This window comes from Paenibacillus albiflavus (assembly GCF_004344915.1).
Lineage (GTDB): Bacteria > Bacillota > Bacilli > Paenibacillales > NBRC-103111 > Paenibacillus_AM > Paenibacillus_AM albiflavus.
Window position 1 is genome coordinate 30,889 of sequence record NZ_SKFG01000002.1, and the last position, 25,763, is coordinate 56,651.

Here is a 25,763-nt window from a genome sequence, read left to right on the forward strand (position 1 = left end):
TAAACAATGAGAAGAATTGACGTAGCCTACGTACTGATTCAGGATGAAGATACCTCCAAGGTGTTGATCGTATATAATGGTGATTCAGGCATATGGACTTTACCTGGTGGTGGAGTAGAACCGAATGAAACGCTGGAAGAAGCAGCGATCAGAGAAGCGAAGGAAGAAACGGGTTATGATATTGAGCCACTTGGTGTCGTTTCTGTTAATGAATACAAGTCAGAAGAAAATAATGAGCATCTCGTATTTATCACATTCAAAGCAAAAATTATTGGTGGCAGCAGGCAAATTACACGTCCTGATGAAATCGCTTCTGTTGAGTGGGTTGATCTGCAAGTTGCTGATCAGCGTATACCCTATTATTTACATGGAATCAGTGGACTTGTAGAGAGCCCAACCATTGTTTATTTAGATGAAAATAAGCTACCAGCTAGATAGGAGTGTCACAATTGGCGAAGAAAGAATGGTTAGATGTATTTAGTCCTGAGATGGTGCATATCGGGATAAAGTCTCGCGATGAGATTCATCGTGATGGATTGTGGCATCACACATTCCAATGCTGGTTGTTGTTTAAGGAGGAAGGCAAGGATTATATTCTTTTCCAAAGAAGGCATCCAGACAAGAAGGATTATCCGAATTTACTCGATATTACGGCTGCCGGACATCTGGATGCAGGTGAAGGACCAGCTGATGGTGTGCGGGAATTGAAGGAAGAGCTAGGCATTGATGTTTCGATCGATAAGTTAATTTCAATCGGGATGGTTCCGAATGTGATTATGACGGATCAAATCAAGGATAGAGAATTTAGCCACGTATATGTGTATCCCTATCAGGGTCAGATCTCAGAATTGCAGCTGCAAGACGATGAGGTAGCTTCTATTATCCGAATTGAAGTGAATGCGTTTCGTTCATTCGTACAAGGGCAGCTGCATGTAATCACGGGATACGAGTATGAAACCGATCAGATGACGATTAAACAGATTCTGTTGAAACATGATGACTTTGTACCGCATCCAGAAGAGTATATACTATTTCTTATGAAAGAGATTGATCAAATAATAGATACACGATAGAGAGTCAGAAATAAGTCTCAGGGGGAATGGGTTTGGCAAACACGATTCGAATTGGAATAGATGCTGGAGGCACTTTGGTCAAAATCGCTTACATACTGAACGATAAGCTTGAACTCTTGAAGCTGCCTAGTAAGGAGCTTCTACAAGCCGTGAATTGGGTGAAGGAAACGCTTGATACACCAGAGATTTGTGTGACGGGTGGCAAGGCAGAGCAATTAGCTAAATTATTGCCATTCGAGATGAAGCGGATCGTTGAATTCGAGGCGACTTGCAAGGGAGTCCAATATTTAATGAGCCATTCTAAGCAGGAGGAAGGGCCATTCGTACTGGTAAATGTTGGGACAGGGACTTCCATTCATTATGTCAATGGAGAAGAGCATGTCCGTATCGGGGGTACTGGAGTAGGCGGAGGTACGATGATCGGTCTGTCTCGATTATTAACAGGAATTGAGAACTACCAGGAGTTTATCCTGTCGGAGGTTGGCGGTCAAAGAGACGAGCTTGATCTGAAAGTGAAGCATATTTATGAAGGCTCTGAGCCACCGATACCAGGAGAGCTTACTGCGAGTAATTTTGGCAATTTAAATAGTGTGCCTGCGAACGTGCCTATCTCAGACTACTTATCATCTGTCATTGGATTAGTAGGTGAAACAGTTGCTACAGCGAGTGTTTTAGCAGCTGCACAACGCGGAATCTCCAGGATTGTTTACATCGGATCTTCATTTAGTGGAAATCAGTCGCTCAAGAAGGTTGTGGCCGAATATACCGTTCTACGCGAAGGACAACCAATCATTCTGGATAATGGTGAATACAGTGGTGCAATAGGCGCACTTCTAAGTTTATAGGAGACACATGATGCAACTAGATAAGCTTGATCCTAGAATTCGGCAAATTATAATGGAATATTTCACGTTAATCAATCTGTATAAGCCCGACTTAATTGAGGGCTTTTATATTTATGGTTCGATCGCTTTGGGTGATTATTCTCTAGTATTAAGTGACATTGATTTTATCGCTGTATCATCTGATCGCTTAACGAACGAAGATGTTGCTATGCTGCGTGAAATTCATGACAAGATCCGTAAGACATATCCTGCACCAGCTTTAGAAGGAATCTATGTGACATGGGATGACTTAGGCAAATTAAGCGAAATGGAGCCATACCCTTATTATCATGAGGGACAAATGAATGCATCTGGTCTATTTGAATGCAACCCCGTCACCTGGCATGAACTTAAGACCTGCGGGATCAACGTCCTTGGTCCAGCTGCAAACGAGCTGCATTATGAACTTGATTGGAATCAATTAATAGCACTCATGCATCAGAATTTGAATACGTATTGGCTAGGATGGATCACACAGTCCAGCAAACTTGTCTCATCTAAATCGCTTGCGCTGTTATTCTCTATAGATGCTGTCGAGTGGGGAGTACTCGGCATTACTCGCTTGTACTATACCCTCCGTATGCACCAGATTGCGTCTAAAGCGCAAGCAGGAGAATATGCTATCGGCATCGTTCCCGAGAGATGGCATCTTGTGCTTCAAGAAAGCATTAATCATCGCAGAGGTATAAAGAAGTCTTTGTATCGATCTGTGTGGAGAAGAAGATCAGACGCTTTGGGCTATATGAACTATATTCTGAATGAGTGTCGTAAGCTTGAAGATAATCGAGCATAAATTTGAGTTTCACACTGGGAATTTACGTGCTAGAATGGAATATTATAGAAACGATATGGCGCATATGACGTTTTATGAATAGAGCAATACAGTTGTATATGAATTGGATTAAGGAGGAATAAGAAGTGAGTAATTTACAGTATCCGATCGGAAAGTTTCAACATGAAGGTGCAGTAACACAGGCTGAGCTTGAGTCATGGATACAAGTGCTTGACCAGCTTCCGCAGAGGCTAAGTAGAGCAGTAGAGGGATTAAATGATGAACAGTTGGAACTGCCTTATCACGATGGTGGGTGGACAATTAGACAGGTCGTGCATCATCTAGCAGATAGTCATATGAATTGTTATATCCGATTTAAGTTGGCATTGACTGAAGACCATCCAACGATTAAGCCTTATATGGAGAAAAGCTGGGCAGAGCTTTCTGATTCCAAAGCGCCTGTAAGTGTATCCATTTCATTATTCGAAGCTATTCATACTAGATGGGTGTTTCTCTTGCAATCTATGAGCAGTGAGGGTTTTGACCGTACTTTCTATCACCCAGTTTATGACCAAACATACAGTCTAGGAATTGCGCTTGGCATGTATGCATGGCATGGTCAACATCATGTTGCTCATATTACTTCACTAAGGGAACGATTAGGGATTTAAATAGAAGGAAGGTGTACACCATGGATATGAAAGTGATCAAACTGCCCTCCGTATTCGGCAGAGAAGTTACTCATAAATATGTCATCAATCAATCATCCTCACTCGTTGTCATGTTTCCAGGTAAGTACTACCCATGCGATCTGCCCGTGCTGTACTATGCCAACAAGGTAGCTGTTGCGAACAAGCACGATGTGCTTAGGCTAGAATATGGGTATCAGAGTGCAAGAACTGAAATTACCTTCGATGAGATAAATGAAGCGAATATCGTTAAGGAATGCCTTGAAGCAATCAATCAAGTTGCTCATTCGTATGATAGATTAATATTTGTAAGCAAGAGCATCGGCACGATCGTAGCTGGCAAAGTGGCGGAATTAATGGACAATCGTGCAATTGAACATCTATTCCTGACACCACTTGATAGTTCAATTCCTTATATTCAAAAAAATAGCGGAATGGTCATATACGGAACCAAAGACTGGGTGTTTAGTGCTGAAAGTGCTGAGATCGTCAAAAATATGAAACATATTAAAACCGTTGCGATTTCGAATGCGGATCACGTCTTTGAATTGGAACAAATACAAGATTCTTACGAAGCATTAGGCGTGCTCATACAAGCTTATCAGGAATTCTTGTCTAGTGAATAAAAGTAACTAATATCGACAAACCAGGAGATGAGCCAGATGCCAGAACCATTTATTGCGCAAGAATTAGAAACAGGACGGATGATTATTCGTAAAATAAATCAAGGCGATCTGCACGACATGTTCGATTATTGCTCTGATTCACGAATGACGCAGTATGTAACTTGGCAGACGCATACGAACTTGGAGGAAACGCTCAGTTTTATCCAGTTAGTCGAGAACCTGTACCTGAATGGGGAAGTTGCACCGCTTGGGATCGAGGATAAACAGACAGGTAAGTTGATTGGAACGTGCGGCTTTGTAAATTGGAATATGAATCATGCTCGAGCAGAAGTCGGTTATGCGATAGCGAGTCCATATTGGGGAAGGGGCTATATGACTGAAGCTGTTCAGGCGTTGATCCAGTTTGGATTTGATCGCCAGCTCGTCCGAATTGAAGCGAGATGCCATCCTGATAATATCGGATCTTCTCGGGTCATGGAGAAATGTGGGATGACCTATGAGGGTATTCTACATAAGCATCTTTTTGCCAAAGGGAAGTATGAGGATGTTAAAATGTACGCGGTAATTAATGAAGAATTACTTAAATAAATGGAGAACGAATCATGATCTATCATATTATTGAACGAGATACTTGGAAAGTAGTGAGAACTAGCAGCAGTTATTCACCGAGCAGCATCGAACAAGAGGGCTTCATACATTGCTCTACACGAGAGCAAGTGATTCCTGTTGCGAATTCTTTGTACCTAGGCAAGCACAATTTGCTGCTATTGGGTATTATGGAGGAGCTTGTACAATCTAAAGTTGTATATGAAGACTTATATAATCTTAATCAGTTATATCCTCATATCTATGGTGCTTTGAATTTGGATGCTGTATCGAACATCTATCAGTTGCAGATTGATGCAGATGGCAGGTTTATGGATAATTTCTCTGAATGGGATGGGAACTAAATGACGCAGCAATGGATCGATTATTGTTTGACGAAGCGAGGGACGAGTTTAACTACACCTTTTGGACCTGAAGTCATTGTGATGAAAGTGGGGACGAAGATGTATGCTTTGTTCCCAAGCGATGGTACTCCGACTGTTAGCCTAAAATGTGATCCCTTACGCGCAGATTTACTGCGTGAACAGTATCCGGAAATTACGCCAGGTTATCATTTAAACAAACAGCATTGGAATACAGTCGCTCTGGACGGTAATTTAGCAAAAGCTGACATTCAAGGTCTAATTGATCATTCCTATGAACTCGTTGTGAAAAAAATGACCAAAGCCGAGCGCGAAAGTCTTATGCTAGCTTAGTACAAAGGCAGGTATTGAGTTAATTGAAACGGACAATTGTAATGACTGGCGGCGGATCCGCAGGGCATGTGACAGTCAACCTTGCGTTAATTCCGCATTTTTCAAAAGATGGTTGGGATATTCACTATATCGGTTCCTATGAAGGAATCGAGCGGCAGCTCATATCTCGTCTTGATAAGGTTCACTATCATGCGATTTCCACAGGCAAGTTGAGAAGATATTTAGATTGGAACCATTTGAAGGATCCATTCAAAGTGATCAAAGGTTGTTACCAAGCGTATCGATTGATTAGAAAGATTAAGCCTGATGTTATTTTTTCCAAAGGTGGATTTGTCGCAGTTCCTGTTGTCGTTGCGGGCTGGTTAAATAAAATCCCTGTGATTATGCACGAATCTGACTTAACGCCAGGACTTGCCAATCGGATTTCATTTCCGCTAGCGGAGAAGCTATGCGTGACTTTTCCAGAGACGGTGGAGCAGCTTGCTAGCCCCAAGGCCGTGTATGTAGGCGCGATTGTTCGCGAGGAGATCATGCATGGCGATAGGGAACAAGGAATGCGCTTTAGCCAAATGCAAAGAGTGAAGCCGATTATTATGGTGATGGGCGGGAGTCTCGGAGCCAGCAGCATTAATCAAGCGGTTAGGACCCATTTACATACGTTATTGCAGCGATATCAAATCATTCACATTTGTGGAAAAGGAAATTTAGACCCTTCTCATGATGCAGCATGCTATAAACAGTATGAATATGTCAATGAAGAGCTAGCAGATCTGCTGGCGATAACCGATATTATGATTTCTCGCGCTGGCTCGAATTCCATATTCGAATTTGTATCACTTCATAAACCAATGCTCTTAATACCTTTGCCTAAAGAATCAAGCCGAGGGGATCAAATTCTGAATGCGGAGTCGTTCGCTAAGGCAGGATATTGTGAAGTGCTTGCCGATAATCAATTAAGCGGTGATTTATTTGTCAAAACCATTGATAAGCTTTATGATAATCGGTTTACTTACATCCAGGAAATGAAGAAATATAATGCCGACAACAATTTGAATAAACTGATTTCGATCATTAAGAATCACGCAAAAAGAAAATAAATAACACGATTTTTTGTTGGGGGATCTGAGTGCGTACAAGTTATGATGTAATCGTTGTAGGTTCAGGAGCGATGGGGATGAGTGCGGGGGCACAGCTTGCGGCTCAAGGTATGCGCACACTGTTGATTGATGCGTATGATCCCCCGCATACGAATGGAAGTCATCATGGAGACACAAGGCTTATCCGACATGCTTATAGCGAAGGATTAACCTATGTACCTTTGGCACTACGTGCACATGAATTGTGGCATGATCTGGAGGCAAGTACAGGCATCAAGCTTTTTAATAAGACGGGTGTACTGAGCATCGGGAATGCAGGAACTGATGCTATCCAGCGTAAGTTAGCGAGTGCTGAAGCGTTCTCGCTGCCCGTTGAGAAGCTAAGTAGCGAGGAAATGCAATACAGGTGGAAGGGGCTAAAGGTACCAGAATCTGCATGGGGTTGCTTAGAGACTGACGCCGGTGTACTGTACAGTGAAGCTTGTGTCCACGCCTATCGGCAGCAAGCTGCTGCATATGGCGCAGAGTTTCTCATGAATTGCAGAGTTATTGGCATCGATCCATCAGAAGCGGGAGTGAAGGTTACAACAGCTCATGAGACCTTCTATGCGCATAAATGCATCTTAACCACGGGAGCTTCCATCTATAAACACTGTTCATCTTTACAGCTTCCTGTAAGAGCGATTCGCAAAACGGTTGCTTGGTTCGACGCAGCAGAGCAGTTATTTGCTTCAGATCGATTTCCTGGCTTTGTTGTGCATGAGTCGGATGGAAGTGAGTATTATGGATTCCCAAGCATCGATGGTCAGGGGATTAAGGTAGGTAGGCATGACACAGGCGTTACGATTGATCCGGATGAGCCTTTAGTACCATTTGGTTCTTATGAGGAAGATGAGGCGGTAATTCACAATTTCATGCTTCGGTACATGCCTTCTGCAGCAGCCTTCTTGAAGCGAGGAAGTGTATGCAAATATGAAGTTACACCTGATGAAGATTTTATTATTCAGCAGCATCCCGTGTTTCCCTCATTAATTCTTGCTGGTGGATTCTCAGGACATGGGTTTAAATTTGCCAGTGTTGTAGGCGAAATTATAAATCAGCTAGCGTCTTCTGGACGGACTGACCATGACATAGCGAAGTTCTCATTAGCGCGATTCCAATAGGAAATGGCTTATTAAAAAAAAATTGACTAGAACATATGTTCTTGCTATACTATTATCAGATTAATCAAATTTTTGGTAGGTGGGATTGATATGGTAAATAAGCAGGAATTGATTGGATCAATGAGCGAGCTAATCTCCTCAGTTGAAAGTCTCCGCCAGCTTGATGAGCAGAAGTGGGACAGTCCAATTGCTGAAGGGAAATGGGCAATACGAGATATCATTAGCCATATCGCATTATGGGATGAGTATTTTTATAATCAAGCCATTCATCGTATAGTCACAGGCGAGTCAATCGATATACCGCATTTGGATTTTGAAATATTTAATCAGAATGCTATTACATATGCAGCTACCCAGACCCAAGATCAATTAATTGATCAAGTGATCACACATCGTAATGAGATTCTGGAAGCTTTGCAGCAAGTTCCCGCAGAAGCCTTTAATACCTCGTATCCAACTTTACAAGGTACTTTATTCTTGATAACGGAGTATGTAGAAGATTTTGTGGGGCATGATCACCATCATCTTCGACAGATTAATTCATTCTTGCAACAGAGTGAATAGAATGAATGGAAAAAGACCGTCCACAGCTCGTGATGAGCCTGACGGTCTTATTTGTTTGCCTTTGTTATTTGGTATATTTAAAAGAGAAATCCTCTAACCAAGTGGCTTGTTTTTTGATATTATCAGACGCCGCGCGATTGATATAGAGCCCTAAATTGGATCCTGTAATGTTGTAGTTAGTATTTTTATAAATTTCTTTATTGTTGATATACAAATACAATGCTTTCCCTATAATGACAACCCTTATTTTGTTGTCTGCTTTAAGCTTGTAGTCAATGCTTTTGAAATCAATACTTTTGATTAAGCTTGTGGATGATTTGGTGGCTTTGGTCATATGGCGCAATTCAACTGAATCTTGTGTGACAAAAACGACATCTGCTCCGTTATTATCCCCATTGAAGTACAATCCGCCATACCCATTGGTGCCATCTGGCTTGACGTTAATCTCGAAATCATATAGCTTGGCGTTCAGAAATTTATCCCATTTCAAAGGCAATAGATAGTGGTTAAGATCTTTGTCGTTCGAGCTTGCTGTCATCGAGCCGTCATCACGCTTCCAAGTACCAGTCGCATTATTCAAATCCCAGTTCGTAAGCTTACTATCCTTAAAATTATCAGTTATCGTATATGTCTTAGGTTCAGGTGGCGTCGTTGTATCTGGTGGGAAGACGATTTTGACTTCATCATCGAACTTCGTGCGATAGATTAAGGAGGCAGCCTCTGCACGGGTGAGCGTAGCTTGTGGGCGGAAGGTTTGATCGTTATACCCACTTATTAAATTGTTTTTGACTGCAGTGGCGATGAATGGACGCAGGTTTGGAGAAATATCATCCCGATCCTTAAAATTGTTTAACAAGCTGAGATCGGCAGTTTTGGTTGTATCGTATTTAAGCAAGCGAACAAGGGCAACTGCGATATCTTCTCGTACTGCATTGTCATTCGGCTTATACGTGTAAATATTTCCGTTTTGGTAACCGGTTAGATAAGGCTTCGCAAGCTCAACATAAGGGAATGCCCAGTGGTTGCGATTAACATCCTCGAACGTTTGCTTCAGATTATCTGGATTCGTTAGCTTTACCCCCGCTGCTGCAATCATAATTTTGGCAAATTCAGCACGTGTCACAGGATCATTCGGTCTAAAAGAGCCATCACTATACCCCGATATAATACCTCTTTGTGCCATGTCATTAATCGCATCATAAGCCCAATGATTCTCATTCACATCCCAGAATGTGAGTGTGCGGGCCATAGCGGCAGGCATCATACTTACAAATAAAAGTAAAGCAAGCAAAATCATACTAAATTTCTTCTTCATATGAACCTCCTTGTGGTAATTGAATCAAAAATACTTACGATTCCTTTGACGTAAAATAATCCAATAAGTTTCTTCATTTACATAAAATGGTTCATAAGTCATAAGAGATAGGATGTTTGCCTGATATCCTGCCATGAGTTTACAAAAAATCCGTTAGGATCTATTTATAAAGGTAAAAATGTCGTATCTGTATGTTTGGTGGTGATATGAGACGAAATGTACGCTTGCAGGGGGGACAAGCTGTTGTGTAGAATATAGGGGGTATTGTTTATTGAAGTAATTCAAATAAAATATACGAACATTAATCGTTCTAGGGAGAGATTGTATTGGAAAGAGTAGTTGGAACAGTTGTTAGAGGTCTTCGTTGTCCAATCATCAATCAAGGGGACCATATTGAAGAGATCGTTGTCGATAGTGTGCTAAAAGCTTCAGCTATAGAAGGGATTCAAATTCAAGACAAAGATATTGTGACCGTAACAGAGTCAATCGTTGCTCGTGCTCAAGGGAACTATGCGACGATCGATCATATTGCGCAAGATGTTCGTTCCAAATTCGGAGAGGATACAATTGGCGTTATTTTTCCAATTTTAAGTCGGAATCGTTTTGCGATCTGTCTGCGTGGGATTGCCAAGGGTGCCAAGAAGAAAATTGTTTTAATGCTCAGCTATCCATCTGATGAAGTTGGGAATCACTTAGTGAATGTAGATGAGCTTGATGACAAGGGAGTTAACCCTTGGACAGATGTGCTATCGGAGCAGCAATTCCGGGATTGCTTTGGATATAAGAAGCATACTTTCACAGGTGTTGATTATATCGATTACTATAAATCGTTAATTGAAGAATACGGTGTTGAATGCGAGGTTATTTTCTCTAATAATCCGAAGACAATTCTAGAATACACACCAAATGTGCTTACATGTGATATTCATACCAGATTCAGAACGAAGAAAATTTTAAAAGCAAACGGTGGAAATAAAATCTACAGTCTGGACAATATTTTATCAGAGTCCGTTGATGGCAGTGGTTTTAATGAAGCATATGGTCTACTAGGATCAAATAAATCAACAGAAACCAGCGTAAAGCTCTTTCCACGCAATTGCCAGCCAATCGTGGATAATATTCAACAGATGCTTAAGGATAAGACGGGTAAAAATGTTGAGGTTATGATCTACGGAGACGGAGCATTCAAAGATCCTGTCGGCAAAATATGGGAGCTAGCAGATCCAGTTGTATCGCCAGCATTTACATCAGGTCTTGTAGGGACTCCAAATGAAGTGAAGCTAAAATATCTTGCGGATAATAACTTCGCGGATTTAAGAGGCGAGGAGCTTCAACAGGCGATTGCTCAATATATTAACAACAAGGAATCCGATCTTGTAGGCGCAATGGAAGCCCAAGGTACTACACCTCGTAAACTTACTGACCTAATCGGTTCTCTTTCCGATTTAACTTCAGGCAGCGGCGACAAGGGTACTCCGATTGTTTTCATTCAAGGTTATTTTGATAACTATACAAAATAAATCAAACCATGCTTCGTATTGAACAGTAGAGGCTGCCCTGTAAAGTCACTAAAACGGACTAAGGGGCAGCCTTTTGCTGTCTAAAAATGACTTATATAACTCCTTACTATCGAATAAATGATGGCAGGGAATTTTGTTATTGCTTACTATTTTTGTATCAAAGATTTTTGATAAAGATTATCATCTATAAATATTAATCGCATTTTTAAAGGATAATATATGGATTTTAATGAATCTATTTTATAATAGAACACATACTCTTGGCGTAAATGATTATTAATTGTGGTTTCATATGTTAAATAACCAATTTTACCTAGAATTTTTTCAGTTTCAGTTAACGTCATATTTGACTCAAGTTTATTATATTGCTCCAAAGTTATACGAGGGTATTTAGAGTCCCCGAGAATTACAATAGAGGTAATTAAAACTGTTCCAACTAATAATATGATAACTATAAAAACAAAACTTTTCATCAAAAATGCTCCTTAGTATTGGGATATGTTGTAATAATATACGTAGAATTATTCGAAGAGTTGCGATAATCTTTATAGAGTTTTGTGATCATATAATATCTTTTTTGCGTTCGTTCTATGTCCGCTTTATGACCGGCAATGAAGAGCAAGGGAATCGAGAAGAGCGGCGCCATGGTAGTAGATAGACAAGCAGCCTGAGAAGTGTCAAGGCTGTTTCTAGGGAGAGTGGCTAGGAAAATTTCAATTTTGTTCTAAGCTAGAAGGTATGTACGTGAGGGAAAACACTTCCAGATGTCGAAGTATGGCATAGAGAGGGTGGTCAAATGTCAGAGGAAAAACGCACTATTGTTATGACCTTTGTTTTTATTAATGGAATGAAAAAACAAGTGCAGTTCCATAACACTACCAAACTATCCGTAATGGAAGAGTATATACGACGGAGCGGTAGTCAAGAGTATGCACATATCGATCTTGGAATAGTATATTTAGATAAAGTTCTATATGTTGATTTTGAAGAGTATTAAGCACCCAAGTGGTGCTTTTTCTTTTTGCATAAACCTAAACGACTGAATAACCCTGTACTTTCATCCAATCAAAACACTATCTTGGACATATTATAACTTAAATTGGAGAATAGGAGGGATTTCATATGAGTGGATTTCGTGAAGAAAGACGTGAAGAAAGACGTGAAGAAAGACATGAAAGACATCATGGTATGTTTACATCTACAGGCGCAATTTTGGTTCTTTTTATCCTTTTAGTTATTATTACTAGATCATTTTTGTACTAAGAGTGAATTAATGAGAAGGTAAGATGTAATACGACTACATTTATAACCTTCAACGGCATTCTCCCTAATGGATCATCGAATGAAAGTTTTAGCGTGCAAAGAAACATCTAATCATCCTTATAAGTCACTCTTAACCGAGTGGCTTTTATATTTCCTAGCGGTGGCTCTGGTGGTCAAATAACCCCCTCTAGACGTAATGAATTATTTTGCTAGGGGTGGTCATTTAGCCCCCACTACTGGTGGTCATTTGACCCCCCAAGAAAGAAAAAAGAAATATATATATACTATCTATGTTGAACATTCTGTTCTACATGATGATATAAAAATAGATTCAAAGTCACTCTTAAACTGAGTGGCTTATTTTATTTTAGAAAGGATTGATGAACATGAAACAAGCAATCGAAAATAACTTCAGTTATCATCCACCAAAGAACGATCAAGCAGATAGATATGAGCAAATTAGGAATGCTACTAAGCAATTGGCATACTTACTGGATAGTCAATGTCCAGATAGCAGAGAGAAGTCATTAGCTATGACTAACTTAGAACAAGCAGTGTTTTGGGCTAACGCTTCTATCGCTAGAAATGAATAGAGGTGAAGCTTCCCGATAAGTAAGGTCATTCGGAGCCATTGTTGAAGTCAGTCCACTCTACATTCATACAAGCTTCTCACAGACTTATAGAATGTTTGTTCTGTTAAAATGATAGATTGGTCGTCAAAGATAGTTTAAACACTAATTTGGGGCATCTACGCAGCTCAACGGGTCCTTCTGAGCAAAAGTTTTAGTGCGGGTGCTTGCGAGCCCGAAATAGCTCTAGATTTTTTTGAAAAAAATTACTTCCGCTTCCGTTTGCTAGGATGGCAAATATAGTTGTTTTTATTTTTTACTTCGAATTAAGTCTATAAATTTCGTTGAGCAAATTTGAATAATCAAAGAGGAAGTAGGATAACATCCCTGCAGCCATCCCCAACTTTTCTGAAATTTAAAGTATATGACTTTTTCTTCTTCACTGACATTACCTCGAATCTAAAATCCTTTGAATACCAATACTTCAGCATTTTCGTCATATTAGTTAGTAGGTATACATTATAGTGATGAGGTGGCTAAGTTCAACTTAGGCGGCTTAAATGGTGAAACAAACATCGTTAATGAACATGGCTTGCAAAATACCAAAAATTTTGTTATACGTTGTGCACTATACGAGTCCATCGAGCATATTTGTTCACTCTTTCCACTACCTTAGTGTGATCTGGAACTGCTGGTAATACAGTGGTAATGGCGTTTACTTTCATTTCAAGTTGATTCTGTCTTTGTTCCATTTGAATTAGCAATTGGGCTAAGGTTATCAAAGGATAAATCCATCTCTTCTTTCATTCGAAAGTAATCATTTACTAGCATCTCGTAAGCTTGCTATGCCTGATCGGTATTAAGTGATTTGGCATGCATCCAAGCACCTTTCTCAGTCCAGAGATAAAGTACAGAGGTGTTTTTGTAACCGTCATGAAATTCATGATGGTTGATGAAATCTCGTTCGCTCTCACCTTCAAGCTTGAAATAGTGTTTCCCCGCCTCGACGTACTTGTTAATAGATTACATCACAAGTTAATTAAAGGGATGAAATGACCACCACTAGGATACATTTTGACCTACACTATGAATGAAAAAAGCCACTCAATCGAGTGGCCAAAAATATCATGTATTGGATTAATTAAAATATGTATCGATAGCTTTCCAAGCCATAGTTGCATAATTTACTAACTTCTCGATTGATTCGGCATTGTCTTTTAGGTCTGTAATCTTCCTCATTACTTTAGCAAATCTACTTTCTGCTTCATCTTTATTCTTAGCTTTGCTAATCGCTAATATTTCAACCATAATTTCAAACATTTCGTCCTGTTTGTCATTAGCTTCTTTTAGAATTAACATCATATCTGGAAGAACAGCAGTATTTCTAGCAGTTTGTTCAGCTGCTTTCAATAACCTAATTTCTCGTTCTTCTTTGATTCGATTTCTTTCTGCAATATGTTTAAATGCCAGCTGCAGACCGGAAAAGGATACTTCCGGTTCGTTTTGTTTTTACGCTGGTTATCGATAATTTGGTTGGCAATTGGTGGGCAACGAGAGAAAATACAAATTAATCGTACAAGATCGAGACACCTAAAAACCGCTATCAAGGTTTATAGACAAATAAAATCGGACGCCGCTCGCGCGACGCCCTTCATGGGAGAGGAGAAACCGGACGAAGAGCTTATGGGGAAACGTAAGTCTTCTCCGCGGTTGTCTACGACATTATTGATGTCGATAATCTAAGGATTAACCTGAACAGAGGGAAATATACACCATTTTGCAAAAAAAATGCTTAGTGTGGTACGATGTACTGGAGATTTCGATGAAATAGGTGACATGAGCTATAATGAGAGTAATATCAGGCAAAGCCAAAGGCAGATCGCTTAAAGCGGTCCCAGGCATGAGTACAAGACCAACGACGGATAAAGTAAAAGAAGCAATATTTTCTATGATCGGTCCTTATTATGATGGAGGTACAGCGCTAGATTTATTTGCGGGTACTGGTGGACTTGGGATTGAAGCACTGAGTCGAGGGATGGATAAATGTATTTTTATCGATATAGAAAAGAAGAGCTTAGATACGGTCATACATAATCTGGAAACCACAGGATTGCGTGAGCAGGCGGAGGTCTACCGCAATGATGCTGCTCGTGCACTGAAGGTGCTCAGCAAACGTGATATTCAGTTTCAGCTTGTTTTTCTGGATCCGCCTTATCGGATGAAATTCATTGGGGAATTGGTGGATAAACTGCAAGCTTATGCGTTATTAGCACCGATGGCAGCGATTCTCGTTGAGCATGATGCCGAATACCAGTTGGATGACGTGTTTGGTAACTGCATATGTGAAAGACGTGTCGCATACGGCGATACAGCAGTGACAATCTATACCTACAAGGGGAATATTGAGGAGTGAACTGTATGACACAAGTCGAACACAACATAAGAACAGCAGTATATCCTGGAAGTTTTGATCCTGTGACTAATGGTCACATCGATATTATTCGTCGTGCAGCGAAGGTATTTGATAAGGTAATTGTCGTCGTGCTTAATAACACGAGCAAGAATCCATTATTTACATTAGAAGAACGAATGGAATTATTAAGACTTGCTACAAAGGATATTCCGAATGTGGAAGTGGATTGGTTCCGAGACTTGCTCGTGAATTATATGAAAAAAAGACAAGTGAACCTAGTCATTCGCGGTCTGCGAGCCGTATCCGACTTTGAATACGAGATGCAAATGGCTTCGACGAATCGTAAGCTACGAGATGAGGTAGAAACTTTCTTCATGACGTCTACTCCAATGTATTCCTATCTTAGCTCCTCGATTGTAAGAGATATAGCGAAATTCCATGGACCTGTTACGGACCTGGTTCCAGTAGAGGTTGAACAAGCGCTGGCTGCGAAATTTCCGAAGGAGTGAGCAGTTGTCAAGAGCAGGAGCTATCAAATTGGCTCCTGCTCTTTAACGATTCCGCGCGGCGTGGAACACGCGGATCACAAGTGCCATGCAGCCGAAGGTAGCGAGCAGGATGGCGAGCCATCCTAGCATGGGCTGCATGAGCGGCCACAGCCCGTAGGCTGTGGCGTTTTGCTGCGCGGCGCTTGTCGCCGCCGCGTCAAGGAAGCTGGGCTGGCTGCTGCCATAGCCCAGCGATGTATACGGTCGCCACAGCGCGACCGTCAGAACTGCCGCCAGCATGCTGTGCAGCAGGCGGGCAAGCGCGAACGGACCATAACGTAGGTCCGTTCGCTCTGTCAACGCACGTACTTGCGCGTGCGTGGACAGGCCGCCCCAGCCGAGCAGGGCGGCGATGCCTGCAGCCTGCCACATAGCTGGCAGGCCCTGTGCTTGGCTCCACGCGTATGCGCCGATGTGCGGCTCAAGCAAGCCGATCAGCAGAGGACGCATAGCGTCACCCGCACCTGAACCCGCGATTGATTCCGCAATCGCGCTTAGGCTATCCGTGATTCCTGTCATGGTAATGACATTCATCAGAACAGAGAACATGATAATATAGCCACCGATGACCATCAGTCCCGTGACGGATGAGCTTACGGCATCGCCGAGCAATTTGCCGAAGCTGCGTCCATCCTGCATTTGTGCTCGTTTCATGATCGATAAGGGCGACAGGGATGATTCTGTACTTCGAATGAGTTCACTATATTTTGGCTTCGGCTGTGTCCATATGAATCCGATAGCTAGACCTGATGCATAATGCAGGATCGCAAGATAGATGCCTAAGCTTGGTTCGCCTAAGAACGCAGTAGCGATAACCGTAATGATGAAGGCGGGAGAAGCAAGCTGTGAAATGGCAAGCAGACATTCCCCTTGATGCTGCGTAACTAATCCTTTTAGACGTAGTTCAGCGGTAATTTTGGCACCCGTTGGGAAGCCGCCAATGCTTCCTGCTGCAAGTGCCCAGCCACTAATACCGGGAAGCTTGAAGCCTAAACGCAGCAAAGGATCAAGGATCGCTCCAATCGCATGAACGATACCTAGACCCATGGCAATTTCAGTGATAATAAAAAATGGAAGCAGTGCAGGAAATACAAATTTCCACCATACGGTCAAACCTTGAAGTGAGGATCGGAACGACTGGTCTGGGAATAAGACAATGGTGATCACAACCACGATTGCCGTAATAGCAAGAATAAGCGTTGCATGGCTTTTGTAGGACGAGCGTCCTATATTATCGGTAAATTGCGTCAATTCAGACCACCTCTTGTGGACAAGATCGTATGTTTATGTGTACGCGTCAAACCGCTGGTTTAGTCATAAAAAATTTATCCGTTTTTAAAGCAGTAAAACTTTTTCTTTTTGTAGACTAACATTTCCATTGAACAGGAATTTGGTGGTATTATGATCATGGATTATGTTATATAACTAATAGGAGTTTTCAAGTCTGATGCCATGTAGAAGGGAGCAACTATGGTGAAACAAGGTTTCAACGGCACGGAGGATCAAGATCGCATGTCCTCGGTACGACTTCGTGATCAGCGCAAAAAACGAGTCGTTACCTCAGTATTGATCGGATTGATCTTGGCCTGTATATTATTTTTAATTCCGCTTCCTTACTATATTTATAAACCAGGCTCAGCGGAAGAAATTAAGCCGATGGTCGTGCTGCATGATAAGAGCCAAACAACAGAAGAAAAGGGTACGTTCATGCTGACGACGGTACGTGCAGAAACAGCACGACTCGCAACTTACTTAGTTGCTTTAGTTCATCCGTATCAGGAGCTTGGCCTTAAAGAATCCGCTTATCAGCCTGGCGAATCTCAGAGTGAATATACGCAGCGGCAAGTATATGTCATGCGTTCATCCCAGAGTGATGCGATTCAGGCGGCTTATAAGCACGCACAAATCCCTTATCATATTTCGGGTGATGGCGTAATGGTACTTCGATTTGTCGAAGGAACTTTAGCTGCATCGGTGCTTCAAACAGGGGATATCATTACGAAGCTTGATGATACAAGCATTTCAAGTACAGATGAGCTGAGACAACACCTGAGCACGAAGAAGCCTGGGGATTCCGTCAACATTACGTATAAAAGAGGCAATGAGACGCTTACATCGGAGCTTAAGTTATCTGCGCTTAAAGACACGAATGGCAAAGAAACAGGTCAAGTTGGACTTGGTATCATGAATCCTGCTGATCTACAGTCGATTCGACCTGAGGACGAGAGCAAAGAGATTGAAGTGAATGTAGGTGATATTGGGGGGCCGTCTGCTGGACTTATGTTCTCACTTGAAATTTATAATCAGCTTGTGCCAGAAGATATTACAAAAGGCTACCGAATTGCTGGAACAGGCACCATCAACCCTGAAGGTGCTGTAGGAGCAATCGGTGGAATTCAGCATAAGATCATTGCCGCAGATCGCGAGCATGCCGAAATCTTCTTCGCTCCCGCCGATTATACGACTGAACAAGGCTATAAGTACACGAATTATTCCGATGCTGCAGCTAGAGCCAAACAAATCGGAACCAAAATGAAAATTGTTCCTGTGCATTCGATGGATGAAGCACTTCAATATTTAGCCTCACTTCCTGCCAAATAGTGAGTTTAATTGCTTTTTAATAGGCTAGCATGTTGACAAAAGGATCAAACTATCGATATAATTATTTTTGTTTGTTTGGAGTGATTAATCATGGAAATCAATCTCAAGGAATTAATCGCAGGAGGCCAACCAATCCATATGGTGGATTCGTTCGAGCTTTCAGCGGATGTTCGCCGTACTTATGAACATGATGTCCATGCATTCAGCCCTGTAGCTGTCGACCTGCATGCTCGTTACGCAGCGGGAGTAACCGAGGTTACTGGAGAACTTAAGGTACAGTTATCGCATAGCTGTTCCAGATGTCTGAAGCCGATTGCAGAGACACTTACAATTCCATTTCGGGAATTGTTTACTGCACAGCCTGAAGCGATTCGTGAGGACGAAGATGAAATGTATCATCTTATTACCACGGATAAAATCGATCTAAGGCCTTACTTAGAGGAGATCGTGGTAGTAGAAATCCCGCTTGCTCCGCTTTGTGATCCAGATTGCAAAGGTATTTGTCCTGTTTGTGGCGTGAACCGCAATGAGGAGGATTGCAATTGCAATACAGAATCAATTGATCCAAGGCTTGCAGGATTAGCGGATTTTTTTAAGAAATAATCTTCCTCAGTAATATCGATATTGACGATATGGGCATTAAGAATTAAAGTGAATACTAGAAAATAGTATTGTGAAACTATAATTTCTTAGTATTCTAGAATTTGTAACTTTCATGTCATAAATTCTAAGTGATACCAAATGAGTAGTGTGAATTATGGTAAGGAGGTGGGAACATGGCAGTACCACAAAGAAGAACATCCAAAACTCGTCGCGATATGCGTCGTACTCACTTTAAACTAGCAGTACCTGGCATGGTTAAATGTGAACAATGCGGAGAATTGAAAATTTCTCATCGCGTATGTAAAACTTGCGGTTCATACAAAGGCAGAGAAATCATCAAGGCCTAATAATGGAAGAATAGTACTTCATCAATCTGGTGAAGTGCTATTTTTTTTCTGTATTATAGAATTTATAACATTCGTGTCATAAATTCTGTAATTAGGATAAGAAGCTTTCTTTTTCAGGGAAAATTCAATATACTATACAACATAGTACCTGGTAATAGAAGTTCATAGTGAACTGTGAATGTTGTAGGAGGAAGGTGTTACAATGAATAAGCGCCTGCCCAAACGTGAACGTCAACAAGAGCTGCAACTTGCAATTTCGAATAATCCATTCATGACGGATGATGAGCTTATGCAGAAGTTTAATGTAAGCATTCAAACTATTCGGCTGGATCGGATGGAGCTTGGCATACCTGAGCTTCGGGAGCGTATTAAACAGATGGCGGAACAATCATATGATCAGGTCCGTACATTACCTATAGACGAAGTAATTGGAGAAGTTATTGATTTACAGCTGGATACGAGCGGAATTTCGATTTTTGAATTGAAAGATGAGCATGTGTTCTCCAGAACGAAAATTGCAAGGGGACATCATATTTTCTCTCAAGCCAATTCGCTGGCAGTAGCTGTTATTGATGATGCGATTGCCCTTACGGCTTCAGCTAATATTCGCTTTGTAAGACCCGTTAAGCTTGGAGAAAGATGCGTAGCTAAAGCTTATGTGCGCTCCATCTCAAGAGGTCAAGCAAAGATTGAAGTGTTTACATATATCGGCGAAGAGGTTGTTTTTGAAGGGAAATTTATTATTTTCCATTCTAAGAAGTCGATGCAGAATACATAAAATCAGGTTAACCAATATCTGAAGCAGAGAACTGCTAAGCGGTATAACTGAATCAGAAGTGGAGTGTGGCGTGAGATGAGTAAGGATAGCATATTGCTTGATCAGTTGAAGCGTCCGCTGCGTGATTTGCGAATTTCGGTTACGGATAAATGTAATTTTCGCTGCTCCTATTGCATGCCGCCAGAGTTAATTGGACCCGATTATCAGTTTCTGAGGGAAGCTGAATTGCTCACCTTTGATGAGATCGAGCGACTAGCTAAGCTGTTTGTTGTTTGTGGGGTACGTAAAATTCGACTTACTGGTGGTGAGCCGCTGCTAAGAAGTCAGTTATCCATACTAGTCAAACGACTGGCTTTGTTAGATAATGGACCTGAGCTATCGCTTACGACTAATGGTTCCTTACTTGGCGAGCAGGCTAACGCTTTGTACGAAGCAGGGATGAGACGAATCAATGTGTCTCTTGATGCATTAGAGGATGAGATTATTGAGCGAATTACGAATCGCAAAGTTAAGGCGATTGATATCATTCATAATATAGAGATAGCTCAGCAAGCTGGGCTTAAAGTTAAAGTAAATGCAGTGATCCGCAAAGGTGTAAATGATGATCAAGTGCTGCCACTAGCTCGATTGTTTCGAGAACGTGGTATTACACTTCGTTTCATTGAATTTATGGATGTAGGTATGGTGAATGGCTGGAATATGCAGCATGTAGTACCTAGCTCAACGATCCATGACATCATCCATCATGAAATGCCGATAGAAGCTGTGGAACAGCATGAGTATGGGGAAGTCGCGAGGCGTTATCGATATCAGGGCACGGATACGGAAGTTGGCTTTATTTCATCCGTCAACGCACCGTTCTGTTCAGACTGTACGAGAGCAAGACTGTCTTCTGATGGCAAAATGTACTTATGCTTGTTTGCAGGGCATGGCTATGATCTGCGCGAATGGGTCAGAAACGGCTCTGCGGATGAAGTGATTCTGGAACGGATTCAATCCATTTGGCATCAACGGGATGATCGGTACTCTGAGCTTAGATCAGACTATATGCATAAGGGCAAGTTGAAGGATAAAATCGAAATGTCGTATATTGGTGGTTGATGCAGAACATTGTTGATAGGGAGCAGAAAGTGAATAATTTCAACTTATTTCGAGTAACGACTGAACCGTTGTCGATGGAACAGATTACGAAACAAGTGATTCATGCTAACAATGGAGCTGTTCTTACTTTTTTAGGGACGGTCCGCGAGCTAACACATGGCAGAAGAACGCATTATTTGGAATATGAAGCGTATGTTGCAATGGCAGAGAACTCACTAAGACAAATCGGGGAAGAGATTGCTGACAGATGGCCGAATACAATTACGGCAATCCATCATCGTATCGGAAGGTTGGAAATTTCCGATATTGCGGTAGTCATAGCGGTTTCCACGCCGCACAGGGCAGATGCTTATGAAGCGAACCGCTATGCGATTGAACGAATTAAGCAGATTGTCCCGATTTGGAAAAAAGAGCATTGGGATGATGGTAGCTCCTGGATAGGGGATCAGCTCGGACAAATTGCATATCCTACAGGCAAGCCTGAACAGGGGGATTGCAAATGATTAAAGTGCTATTTTTTGCACATGTCAAAGAAAAAGCTGGGGTATATGAAGCTAGTATTGATCAGAATCTAATGACGGTTGCACAGATTCGAGCTTATCTTAAGACCACTTATGAAATTGGCGAGTCTGACAGAGTGATGATTGCGGTGAATGAAATGTACGCAGATGATCGTCGTGAGGTCAGAAGCGGTGATGTTGTGGCAGTAATTCCTCCTGTGAGTGGTGGTTAGTCTAATTAGATTTGCAAACAGAAAGGACGAAAATAAGATGCGAATAGCAATCGATGCAATGGGCGGAGATCATGCACCAGAGGCTACAGTAGAAGGTGCAATTGCCGCTGCCAAAGAATGGCCTGATACAGAAATAATTCTGGTTGGTGATCAAGCGAGAATTGAAGCGCTAGCTGGCAGCTTGCCTTCTAACGTGAGAATTCATCATGCATCTGAAGTTATTGGGGCGGAAGATGAGCCTGTTAAAGCGGTTCGTCGCAAGAAAGATTCATCAATGGTCGTTGCAGGCAAACTCGTTCGTGAGGGTGAAGCGCAAGCGATGATCTCCGCGGGAAATAGTGGAGCGCTGCTAGCTACAGGACTTCTTGTTGTTGGTCGTATTCCCGGCATTGATCGCCCTGCATTAGCGCCGATGATTCCAACGATGGATGGCCGCGGTGTACTTGCGCTCGATTTAGGTGCGAATATGGATGCTTCACCTGAGCATTTAGTGCAATATGCCATTATGGGAAGCATTTATCGAAATAAAGTACATGGTATCGCTAAACCGAAGATTGGTTTGCTTAATGTCGGAACAGAGGCTGCCAAAGGGAATGAACTTACGAAACACGCATATCCTTTATTAGAAGAGGCACCTGTACATTTTTTAGGCAATGTCGAATCTAGAGATATTCTTCAAACCGAATGCGATGTTATCGTATGCGACGGTTTTGCAGGGAATATTTTGCTGAAAACACTAGAAGGTGCGGCAGGTACCATTATGGGGATACTGAAGAAACAATTTAAACGTTCCTTTATGACGAAAATGGCTGCGCTTATCATGAAACCAGGACTTGCGGAATTCAAGAAATTTGATTACAAAGAGCATGGTGCCGCACCACTACTAGGAACAAATGGTCTTGTGCTTAAAAGTCATGGATCATCTGATGCAAAAGCGATTAAGAATGGTGTTCGTCAAGCACGAATTGCCTTGCAGAATAATTTGATCGAATCGATCTCAAAGGAATTTAATCGTGGGAGTGATAATAAATAATGAACGGAATACCAGTTGGCATCATTGGGATAGGCAAATATGTGCCTGAACGTATTTTAACAAACCAAGAGCTTGAGACGATGGTGGAGACGAATGATGAATGGATTGTCAGTCGCACAGGTATTCGTGAGCGCCGGATAGCAGCTTCAGATCAAGCAACTTCTGATCTTGCTTATTATGCTGCCCAGGAAGCGCTTAAGAACGCAGGATTAACTGCCGATGATCTTGATTTGATCATTGTCGCCACAGTTACGCCTGACATGGCGTTCCCATCTACTGCATGCATTTTGCAGGACAAGCTTGGAGCTTCTCGTGCGGCAGCATTTGACTTGTCGGCTGCTTGCTCAGGATTTCTATATGGTGTGAATATTGCCTCGAACTTTATTTCGAACGGTGCCTACAAGCATGTGCTTGTGATCGGTGCAGATAGCTTGTCCAAAATTACGGATTACACAGATCGGAACACTTGTATTCTATTCGGGGATGGAGCAGGTGCTGCTGTACTTGGCCCTGTTAAAGAAGGACATGGCTTCAGATCCTTTGTATTAGGTGCTGATGGCGCAGGTGGTCCGCTTCTCAAAATTGCTGGCGGGGGCTCTCGTTGCCCTGCATCACAAGAAACCGTTGAAGGTCGTATGCACTATATTTACATGGAGGGCAGCGAAGTATTCAAATTTGCTGTTCGCATTATGGGCAATGCTGCTGAGGAGGCGCTGGAGAAGGCAGGAATGTCGAAGGATGAGATCGATTTGCTTATTCCTCATCAAGCGAACCTCCGTATTATTCAATCTTCTTTAAATCGTCTTAATTTAACTGCTGATAAATGCATGATCAATCTGGATCGTTATGGCAATATGTCAGCTGCATCTGTTCCTGTTGCGCTTGCAGAAGCAGTTGAACAAGGTCGTGTTCAAGAAGGCGATCGACTGGTTCTAGTTGGCTTTGGCGGCGGTCTTACATGGGCGGCGGCAACTTTAATCTGGTAATTTAGCAGGATTATTATACCCTTGCGGTGAATTATGGTGTCGCGAGGAAGGAGAATGTACAGAAATGGGTAAAATTGCATTTGTATTTCCAGGACAAGGCTCACAAAAAGTAGGGATGGGGCAAGATTTGTATCAAGCACCTGAACAATCTTCTGCTAAGCAATTATTCGATCAAGCGAACGAAGCATTGGGTTTCTCATTGACAAATCTTATGTTTAATGGTCCTGAAGAAGAATTGAAAATAACTTATCATACACAACCTGCACTGCTAACCATGAGCGCTGCATGTTTAGAAGCCTTCAAGGTGCGTGGAATCAAGCCTGATTACGTTGCTGGACACAGCTTGGGCGAATACAGCGCTTTAGTTGCTGCTGGTGTTATTCGATTCGAGGATGCAGTTCGTACGGTTCGTGCTCGTGGCGAGTTTATGGAAGCGGCTGTTTCAGGTGGACAAGGTGCAATGGCAGCAGTTCTTGGCGCAGAGCGTAATGATCTTGCAAAACTATGTGCTGAAATAACAGCGAGCACAGGGCTGGTTGAACTAGCGAATGTGAACTGCCCAGGTCAAATTGTCGTGTCCGGATCAAAGGAAGGCGTAGCGGAAGTTGCTGCGCGCGGCAAGGAGATTGGCGCTAAGCGTGTAATTCCTCTTGAAGTAAGCGGGCCTTTTCATTCATCTTTAATGCGTTCAGCAGCGGACAAGCTAGCTGATGTGCTAGCTACCGTATCCATGCAGGAAGCGACAGTTCCAGTAATCGCTAATGTAACTGCACGTCCTGTAACTGCTCCGACTGAAATTAGAAGCTTGCTAGTAGAACAGGTATATTCCCCCGTTTTGTGGGAGGATACTGTGAATTATCTTGTTAGTCAAGGTGTTGACACTTTCATCGAGCTTGGTTCTGGTTCCGTGCTTGCAGGGCTCATTAAGAAGGTAGATCGTTCACTTAAGGTTTATTCCTTGAACTCACTCGAAGCGATAGCTAGCTTTGAGCTTGCTGAGTAATCATAGAATTGTCAATCTGCTTTGAGGAGGTGATATAATATGCTTAAGGGTCAAGTTGCATTAGTTACAGGTGCTTCTCGAGGTATTGGTCGTGCGATTGCGCTATCTCTTGCTGAGGCAGGCGCTGATGTCGTTGTAAACTTTGCAGGCAATGAAGCCGCAGCTGATGAAGTCGTTGCAGCTATTGAAGGCATGGGACGCAAGGCAATGAAGATTCGCGCGAATGTCGCAGTAATGGCAGAAGCAGAAGAAATGATCAAGCAGTCTTTGGAATCGTTCGGCAAAATTGATATACTAGTGAATAATGCGGGTATTACGCGTGATAATCTAATTATGCGAATGAAAGAAGAAGAATTCGATGAGGTTATCCAAACGAATCTCAAGGGCGTGTTTAATTGCGTTAAAGCAATCACCCGTCCGATGATGAAGCAGCGTTATGGACGAATTATTAATATTTCTTCCGTAGTTGGTGTGCTGGGTAATCCAGGTCAGGTCAATTATGTTGCTGCTAAAGCAGGTGTTATCGGCTTAACGAAGGCTGCTGCAAGAGAACTTGCGGCACGCAATATTACAGTTAATGCTGTCGCTCCTGGCTTTATCGAGACAGATATGACAGACAAGCTCCCAGAAGATATCAAAGCCCAAATGCTAGGTCAAATTCCGCTTGCTAAGCTAGGCAAACCGGAGGAAGTTGCGAAGGTTGTTCGCTTCTTAGCATCGGAAGATTCATCATACATGACAGGTCAAACGATCCATGTTGATGGTGGCATGTACATGTAAT

General features: G+C 42.1%; 34 protein-coding genes. 29 read left to right on the forward strand and 5 right to left on the reverse strand.

Annotated elements, in window-relative coordinates; all coding sequences use genetic code 11:
* The first annotated feature begins 6 nt into the window (after positions 1-6).
* The 12 genes from E0485_RS03225 (at position 7) to E0485_RS03285 (ending at position 8,169) form a co-directional block, all read left to right on the forward strand.
* Positions 7-438: an NUDIX hydrolase gene (locus E0485_RS03225; protein ID WP_132416541.1), complete on the forward strand. Its 432-nt coding sequence runs from the start codon at positions 7-9 to the stop codon at positions 436-438.
* Positions 439-449: 11 nt separating this feature from the next.
* Positions 450-1,073 carry an NUDIX hydrolase gene (locus E0485_RS03230; protein ID WP_132416542.1) on the forward strand — a complete coding sequence of 208 codons (624 nt, stop codon included), beginning with the start codon at positions 450-452 and terminating at the stop codon, positions 1,071-1,073.
* A 26-nt stretch (positions 1,074-1,099) separates the two neighbouring features.
* On the forward strand, positions 1,100-1,918 hold the full coding sequence (gene coaW, locus E0485_RS03235) for a type II pantothenate kinase (RefSeq protein WP_407944823.1): 819 nt from the start codon (positions 1,100-1,102) through the stop codon (positions 1,916-1,918).
* Positions 1,919-1,925: 7 nt separating this feature from the next.
* Entirely contained in the window at positions 1,926-2,750 is an 825-nt protein-coding gene (locus tag E0485_RS03240) for a nucleotidyltransferase domain-containing protein (protein WP_235857388.1), read from the forward strand.
* Positions 2,751-2,875: 125 nt separating this feature from the next.
* Positions 2,876-3,400, forward strand: coding sequence for a YfiT family bacillithiol transferase (locus E0485_RS03250; RefSeq protein WP_132416543.1), 525 nt, complete (start codon positions 2,876-2,878; stop codon positions 3,398-3,400).
* Between the two features lie 20 nt (positions 3,401-3,420).
* The gene (locus tag E0485_RS03255; RefSeq protein WP_132416544.1) at positions 3,421-4,044 is read left to right on the forward strand and encodes an alpha/beta hydrolase; all 624 of its coding nucleotides are present in this window, start codon (positions 3,421-3,423) and stop codon (positions 4,042-4,044) included.
* Positions 4,045-4,080: 36 nt separating this feature from the next.
* Positions 4,081-4,632 carry a GNAT family N-acetyltransferase gene (locus E0485_RS03260; protein WP_328591246.1) on the forward strand — a complete coding sequence of 184 codons (552 nt, stop codon included), beginning with the start codon at positions 4,081-4,083 and terminating at the stop codon, positions 4,630-4,632.
* A gap of 14 nt (positions 4,633-4,646) precedes the next feature.
* Positions 4,647-4,994, forward strand: a complete 348-nt coding sequence (locus tag E0485_RS03265) for a DUF952 domain-containing protein (protein WP_132416546.1) — start codon at positions 4,647-4,649, stop codon at positions 4,992-4,994.
* A complete protein-coding gene (locus tag E0485_RS03270; protein ID WP_132416547.1) occupies positions 4,995-5,345 on the forward strand; it encodes an MmcQ/YjbR family DNA-binding protein in 351 nt (116 codons plus the stop codon).
* A 23-nt stretch (positions 5,346-5,368) separates the two neighbouring features.
* Positions 5,369-6,442 (forward strand): undecaprenyldiphospho-muramoylpentapeptide beta-N-acetylglucosaminyltransferase, encoded by a 1,074-nt coding sequence (locus tag E0485_RS03275; RefSeq protein WP_132416548.1) that lies wholly within the window; start codon positions 5,369-5,371, stop codon positions 6,440-6,442.
* A 29-nt stretch (positions 6,443-6,471) separates the two neighbouring features.
* Entirely contained in the window at positions 6,472-7,605 is a 1,134-nt protein-coding gene (gene solA / locus E0485_RS03280) for an N-methyl-L-tryptophan oxidase (protein ID WP_132416549.1), read from the forward strand.
* 90 nt (positions 7,606-7,695) lie between these two features.
* A complete protein-coding gene (locus E0485_RS03285; RefSeq protein WP_132416550.1) occupies positions 7,696-8,169 on the forward strand; it encodes a DinB family protein in 474 nt (157 codons plus the stop codon).
* Between the two features lie 64 nt (positions 8,170-8,233).
* On the opposite strand, the gene E0485_RS03290 is transcribed toward E0485_RS03285, so the two are convergent.
* On the reverse strand, positions 8,234-9,484 hold the full coding sequence (locus E0485_RS03290; RefSeq protein WP_132416551.1) for an S-layer homology domain-containing protein: 1,251 nt from the start codon (positions 9,482-9,484) through the stop codon (positions 8,234-8,236).
* 326 nt (positions 9,485-9,810) lie between these two features.
* On the opposite strand from E0485_RS03290, the gene E0485_RS03295 reads away from it, so the two are divergent.
* Positions 9,811-11,004 carry a coenzyme F420-0:L-glutamate ligase gene (locus tag E0485_RS03295; protein ID WP_132416552.1) on the forward strand — a complete coding sequence of 398 codons (1,194 nt, stop codon included), beginning with the start codon at positions 9,811-9,813 and terminating at the stop codon, positions 11,002-11,004.
* 146 nt (positions 11,005-11,150) lie between these two features.
* Here the strand turns inward: E0485_RS03295 and E0485_RS03300 are convergent, their stop codons facing one another.
* Positions 11,151-11,477: a hypothetical protein gene (locus tag E0485_RS03300; RefSeq protein ID WP_132416553.1), complete on the reverse strand. Its 327-nt coding sequence runs from the start codon at positions 11,475-11,477 to the stop codon at positions 11,151-11,153.
* 323 nt (positions 11,478-11,800) lie between these two features.
* Between E0485_RS03300 and E0485_RS03305 the strand changes: the two genes are divergently transcribed.
* From E0485_RS03305 to E0485_RS03315, 3 genes are all read left to right on the forward strand, one after another.
* Positions 11,801-12,001 (forward strand): hypothetical protein, encoded by a 201-nt coding sequence (locus tag E0485_RS03305; RefSeq protein WP_132416554.1) that lies wholly within the window; start codon positions 11,801-11,803, stop codon positions 11,999-12,001.
* Positions 12,002-12,192: 191 nt separating this feature from the next.
* On the forward strand, positions 12,193-12,267 hold the full coding sequence (locus E0485_RS03310) for a sporulation protein YjcZ (RefSeq protein WP_132416867.1): 75 nt from the start codon (positions 12,193-12,195) through the stop codon (positions 12,265-12,267).
* A gap of 386 nt (positions 12,268-12,653) precedes the next feature.
* On the forward strand, positions 12,654-12,860 hold the full coding sequence (locus tag E0485_RS03315; RefSeq protein ID WP_132416555.1) for an Acb2/Tad1 domain-containing protein: 207 nt from the start codon (positions 12,654-12,656) through the stop codon (positions 12,858-12,860).
* A gap of 819 nt (positions 12,861-13,679) precedes the next feature.
* Here E0485_RS03315 and E0485_RS25840 read toward each other — a convergent pair.
* Positions 13,680-13,856 carry an ORF6N domain-containing protein gene (locus E0485_RS25840; protein WP_407944826.1) on the reverse strand — a complete coding sequence of 59 codons (177 nt, stop codon included), beginning with the start codon at positions 13,854-13,856 and terminating at the stop codon, positions 13,680-13,682.
* Between the two features lie 117 nt (positions 13,857-13,973).
* Positions 13,974-14,246, reverse strand: coding sequence for a hypothetical protein (locus E0485_RS03320; protein WP_132416556.1), 273 nt, complete (start codon positions 14,244-14,246; stop codon positions 13,974-13,976).
* Positions 14,247-14,682: 436 nt separating this feature from the next.
* Between E0485_RS03320 and rsmD the strand changes: the two genes are divergently transcribed.
* Both rsmD and coaD read left to right on the forward strand, forming a co-directional pair.
* Complete coding sequence (gene rsmD, locus E0485_RS03325; RefSeq protein WP_132416557.1) at positions 14,683-15,249, forward strand: 16S rRNA (guanine(966)-N(2))-methyltransferase RsmD; 567 nt, start codon at positions 14,683-14,685, stop codon at positions 15,247-15,249.
* 5 nt (positions 15,250-15,254) lie between these two features.
* Entirely contained in the window at positions 15,255-15,758 is a 504-nt protein-coding gene (coaD, locus tag E0485_RS03330) for a pantetheine-phosphate adenylyltransferase (RefSeq protein WP_132416558.1), read from the forward strand.
* A 42-nt stretch (positions 15,759-15,800) separates the two neighbouring features.
* On the opposite strand, the gene E0485_RS03335 is transcribed toward coaD, so the two are convergent.
* Complete coding sequence (locus E0485_RS03335) at positions 15,801-17,048, reverse strand: sporulation protein (RefSeq protein WP_132416559.1); 1,248 nt, start codon at positions 17,046-17,048, stop codon at positions 15,801-15,803.
* Positions 17,049-17,267: 219 nt separating this feature from the next.
* Here E0485_RS03335 and E0485_RS03340 point away from each other — a divergent pair, with 219 nt between their 5' ends.
* The 11 genes from E0485_RS03340 (at position 17,268) to fabG (ending at position 25,762) form a co-directional block, all read left to right on the forward strand.
* Complete coding sequence (locus tag E0485_RS03340; protein WP_235857389.1) at positions 17,268-18,398, forward strand: SepM family pheromone-processing serine protease; 1,131 nt, start codon at positions 17,268-17,270, stop codon at positions 18,396-18,398.
* Between the two features lie 90 nt (positions 18,399-18,488).
* Positions 18,489-19,001, forward strand: a complete 513-nt coding sequence (locus E0485_RS03345; RefSeq protein ID WP_132416560.1) for a YceD family protein — start codon at positions 18,489-18,491, stop codon at positions 18,999-19,001.
* Between the two features lie 173 nt (positions 19,002-19,174).
* On the forward strand, positions 19,175-19,348 hold the full coding sequence (gene rpmF, locus E0485_RS03350) for a 50S ribosomal protein L32 (protein ID WP_132416561.1): 174 nt from the start codon (positions 19,175-19,177) through the stop codon (positions 19,346-19,348).
* Between the two features lie 202 nt (positions 19,349-19,550).
* Positions 19,551-20,126 carry a transcription factor FapR gene (fapR, locus tag E0485_RS03355; protein ID WP_132416562.1) on the forward strand — a complete coding sequence of 192 codons (576 nt, stop codon included), beginning with the start codon at positions 19,551-19,553 and terminating at the stop codon, positions 20,124-20,126.
* Between the two features lie 75 nt (positions 20,127-20,201).
* The gene (gene moaA / locus E0485_RS03360; RefSeq protein ID WP_132416563.1) at positions 20,202-21,227 is read left to right on the forward strand and encodes a GTP 3',8-cyclase MoaA; all 1,026 of its coding nucleotides are present in this window, start codon (positions 20,202-20,204) and stop codon (positions 21,225-21,227) included.
* Complete coding sequence (locus E0485_RS03365) at positions 21,227-21,730, forward strand: molybdenum cofactor biosynthesis protein MoaE (RefSeq protein ID WP_132416564.1); 504 nt, start codon at positions 21,227-21,229, stop codon at positions 21,728-21,730. Before moaA ends, E0485_RS03365 begins: the two co-directional genes overlap by 1 nt.
* Positions 21,727-21,960, forward strand: a complete 234-nt coding sequence (gene moaD, locus E0485_RS03370) for a molybdopterin converting factor subunit 1 (protein ID WP_132416565.1) — start codon at positions 21,727-21,729, stop codon at positions 21,958-21,960. The genes E0485_RS03365 and moaD overlap by 4 nt, the downstream gene beginning before the upstream one ends.
* Positions 21,961-21,997: 37 nt before the next feature.
* Entirely contained in the window at positions 21,998-22,993 is a 996-nt protein-coding gene (gene plsX, locus E0485_RS03375) for a phosphate acyltransferase PlsX (protein ID WP_132416566.1), read from the forward strand.
* On the forward strand, positions 22,993-23,979 hold the full coding sequence (locus E0485_RS03380; RefSeq protein WP_132416567.1) for a beta-ketoacyl-ACP synthase III: 987 nt from the start codon (positions 22,993-22,995) through the stop codon (positions 23,977-23,979). The genes plsX and E0485_RS03380 overlap by 1 nt, the downstream gene beginning before the upstream one ends.
* Positions 23,980-24,043: 64 nt before the next feature.
* Positions 24,044-24,982, forward strand: a complete 939-nt coding sequence (fabD, locus tag E0485_RS03385; protein ID WP_132416568.1) for an ACP S-malonyltransferase — start codon at positions 24,044-24,046, stop codon at positions 24,980-24,982.
* 39 nt (positions 24,983-25,021) lie between these two features.
* The gene (gene fabG, locus E0485_RS03390; RefSeq protein WP_132416569.1) at positions 25,022-25,762 is read left to right on the forward strand and encodes a 3-oxoacyl-[acyl-carrier-protein] reductase; all 741 of its coding nucleotides are present in this window, start codon (positions 25,022-25,024) and stop codon (positions 25,760-25,762) included.
* Position 25,763 lies beyond the last annotated feature (1 nt).

Coding starts and splice junctions, on each gene's coding strand:
- E0485_RS03290 (WP_132416551.1), bottom strand. CDS start 9,484: ATGAAGAAGAAATTTAGTATGATTTTGCTTGCTTTACTTTTATTTGTA.
- E0485_RS03270 (WP_132416547.1), top strand. CDS start 4,995: ATGACGCAGCAATGGATCGATTATTGTTTGACGAAGCGAGGGACGAGT.
- coaD (WP_132416558.1), top strand. CDS start 15,255: ATGACACAAGTCGAACACAACATAAGAACAGCAGTATATCCTGGAAGT.
- E0485_RS03340 (WP_235857389.1), top strand. CDS start 17,268: ATGGTGAAACAAGGTTTCAACGGCACGGAGGATCAAGATCGCATGTCC.
- rsmD (WP_132416557.1), top strand. CDS start 14,683: ATGAGAGTAATATCAGGCAAAGCCAAAGGCAGATCGCTTAAAGCGGTC.
- fapR (WP_132416562.1), top strand. CDS start 19,551: ATGAATAAGCGCCTGCCCAAACGTGAACGTCAACAAGAGCTGCAACTT.
- E0485_RS03225 (WP_132416541.1), top strand. CDS start 7: ATGAGAAGAATTGACGTAGCCTACGTACTGATTCAGGATGAAGATACC.
- E0485_RS03285 (WP_132416550.1), top strand. CDS start 7,696: ATGGTAAATAAGCAGGAATTGATTGGATCAATGAGCGAGCTAATCTCC.
- moaA (WP_132416563.1), top strand. CDS start 20,202: ATGAGTAAGGATAGCATATTGCTTGATCAGTTGAAGCGTCCGCTGCGT.
- E0485_RS03305 (WP_132416554.1), top strand. CDS start 11,801: ATGTCAGAGGAAAAACGCACTATTGTTATGACCTTTGTTTTTATTAAT.
- E0485_RS03300 (WP_132416553.1), bottom strand. CDS start 11,477: ATGAAAAGTTTTGTTTTTATAGTTATCATATTATTAGTTGGAACAGTT.
- E0485_RS03365 (WP_132416564.1), top strand. CDS start 21,227: ATGCAGAACATTGTTGATAGGGAGCAGAAAGTGAATAATTTCAACTTA.
- plsX (WP_132416566.1), top strand. CDS start 21,998: ATGCGAATAGCAATCGATGCAATGGGCGGAGATCATGCACCAGAGGCT.
- E0485_RS03265 (WP_132416546.1), top strand. CDS start 4,647: ATGATCTATCATATTATTGAACGAGATACTTGGAAAGTAGTGAGAACT.
- E0485_RS03380 (WP_132416567.1), top strand. CDS start 22,993: ATGAACGGAATACCAGTTGGCATCATTGGGATAGGCAAATATGTGCCT.
- E0485_RS03240 (WP_235857388.1), top strand. CDS start 1,926: ATGATGCAACTAGATAAGCTTGATCCTAGAATTCGGCAAATTATAATG.
- E0485_RS03345 (WP_132416560.1), top strand. CDS start 18,489: ATGGAAATCAATCTCAAGGAATTAATCGCAGGAGGCCAACCAATCCAT.
- rpmF (WP_132416561.1), top strand. CDS start 19,175: ATGGCAGTACCACAAAGAAGAACATCCAAAACTCGTCGCGATATGCGT.
- fabD (WP_132416568.1), top strand. CDS start 24,044: ATGGGTAAAATTGCATTTGTATTTCCAGGACAAGGCTCACAAAAAGTA.
- coaW (WP_407944823.1), top strand. CDS start 1,100: ATGGGTTTGGCAAACACGATTCGAATTGGAATAGATGCTGGAGGCACT.
- E0485_RS03260 (WP_328591246.1), top strand. CDS start 4,081: ATGCCAGAACCATTTATTGCGCAAGAATTAGAAACAGGACGGATGATT.
- E0485_RS03315 (WP_132416555.1), top strand. CDS start 12,654: ATGAAACAAGCAATCGAAAATAACTTCAGTTATCATCCACCAAAGAAC.
- E0485_RS03255 (WP_132416544.1), top strand. CDS start 3,421: ATGGATATGAAAGTGATCAAACTGCCCTCCGTATTCGGCAGAGAAGTT.
- fabG (WP_132416569.1), top strand. CDS start 25,022: ATGCTTAAGGGTCAAGTTGCATTAGTTACAGGTGCTTCTCGAGGTATT.
- moaD (WP_132416565.1), top strand. CDS start 21,727: ATGATTAAAGTGCTATTTTTTGCACATGTCAAAGAAAAAGCTGGGGTA.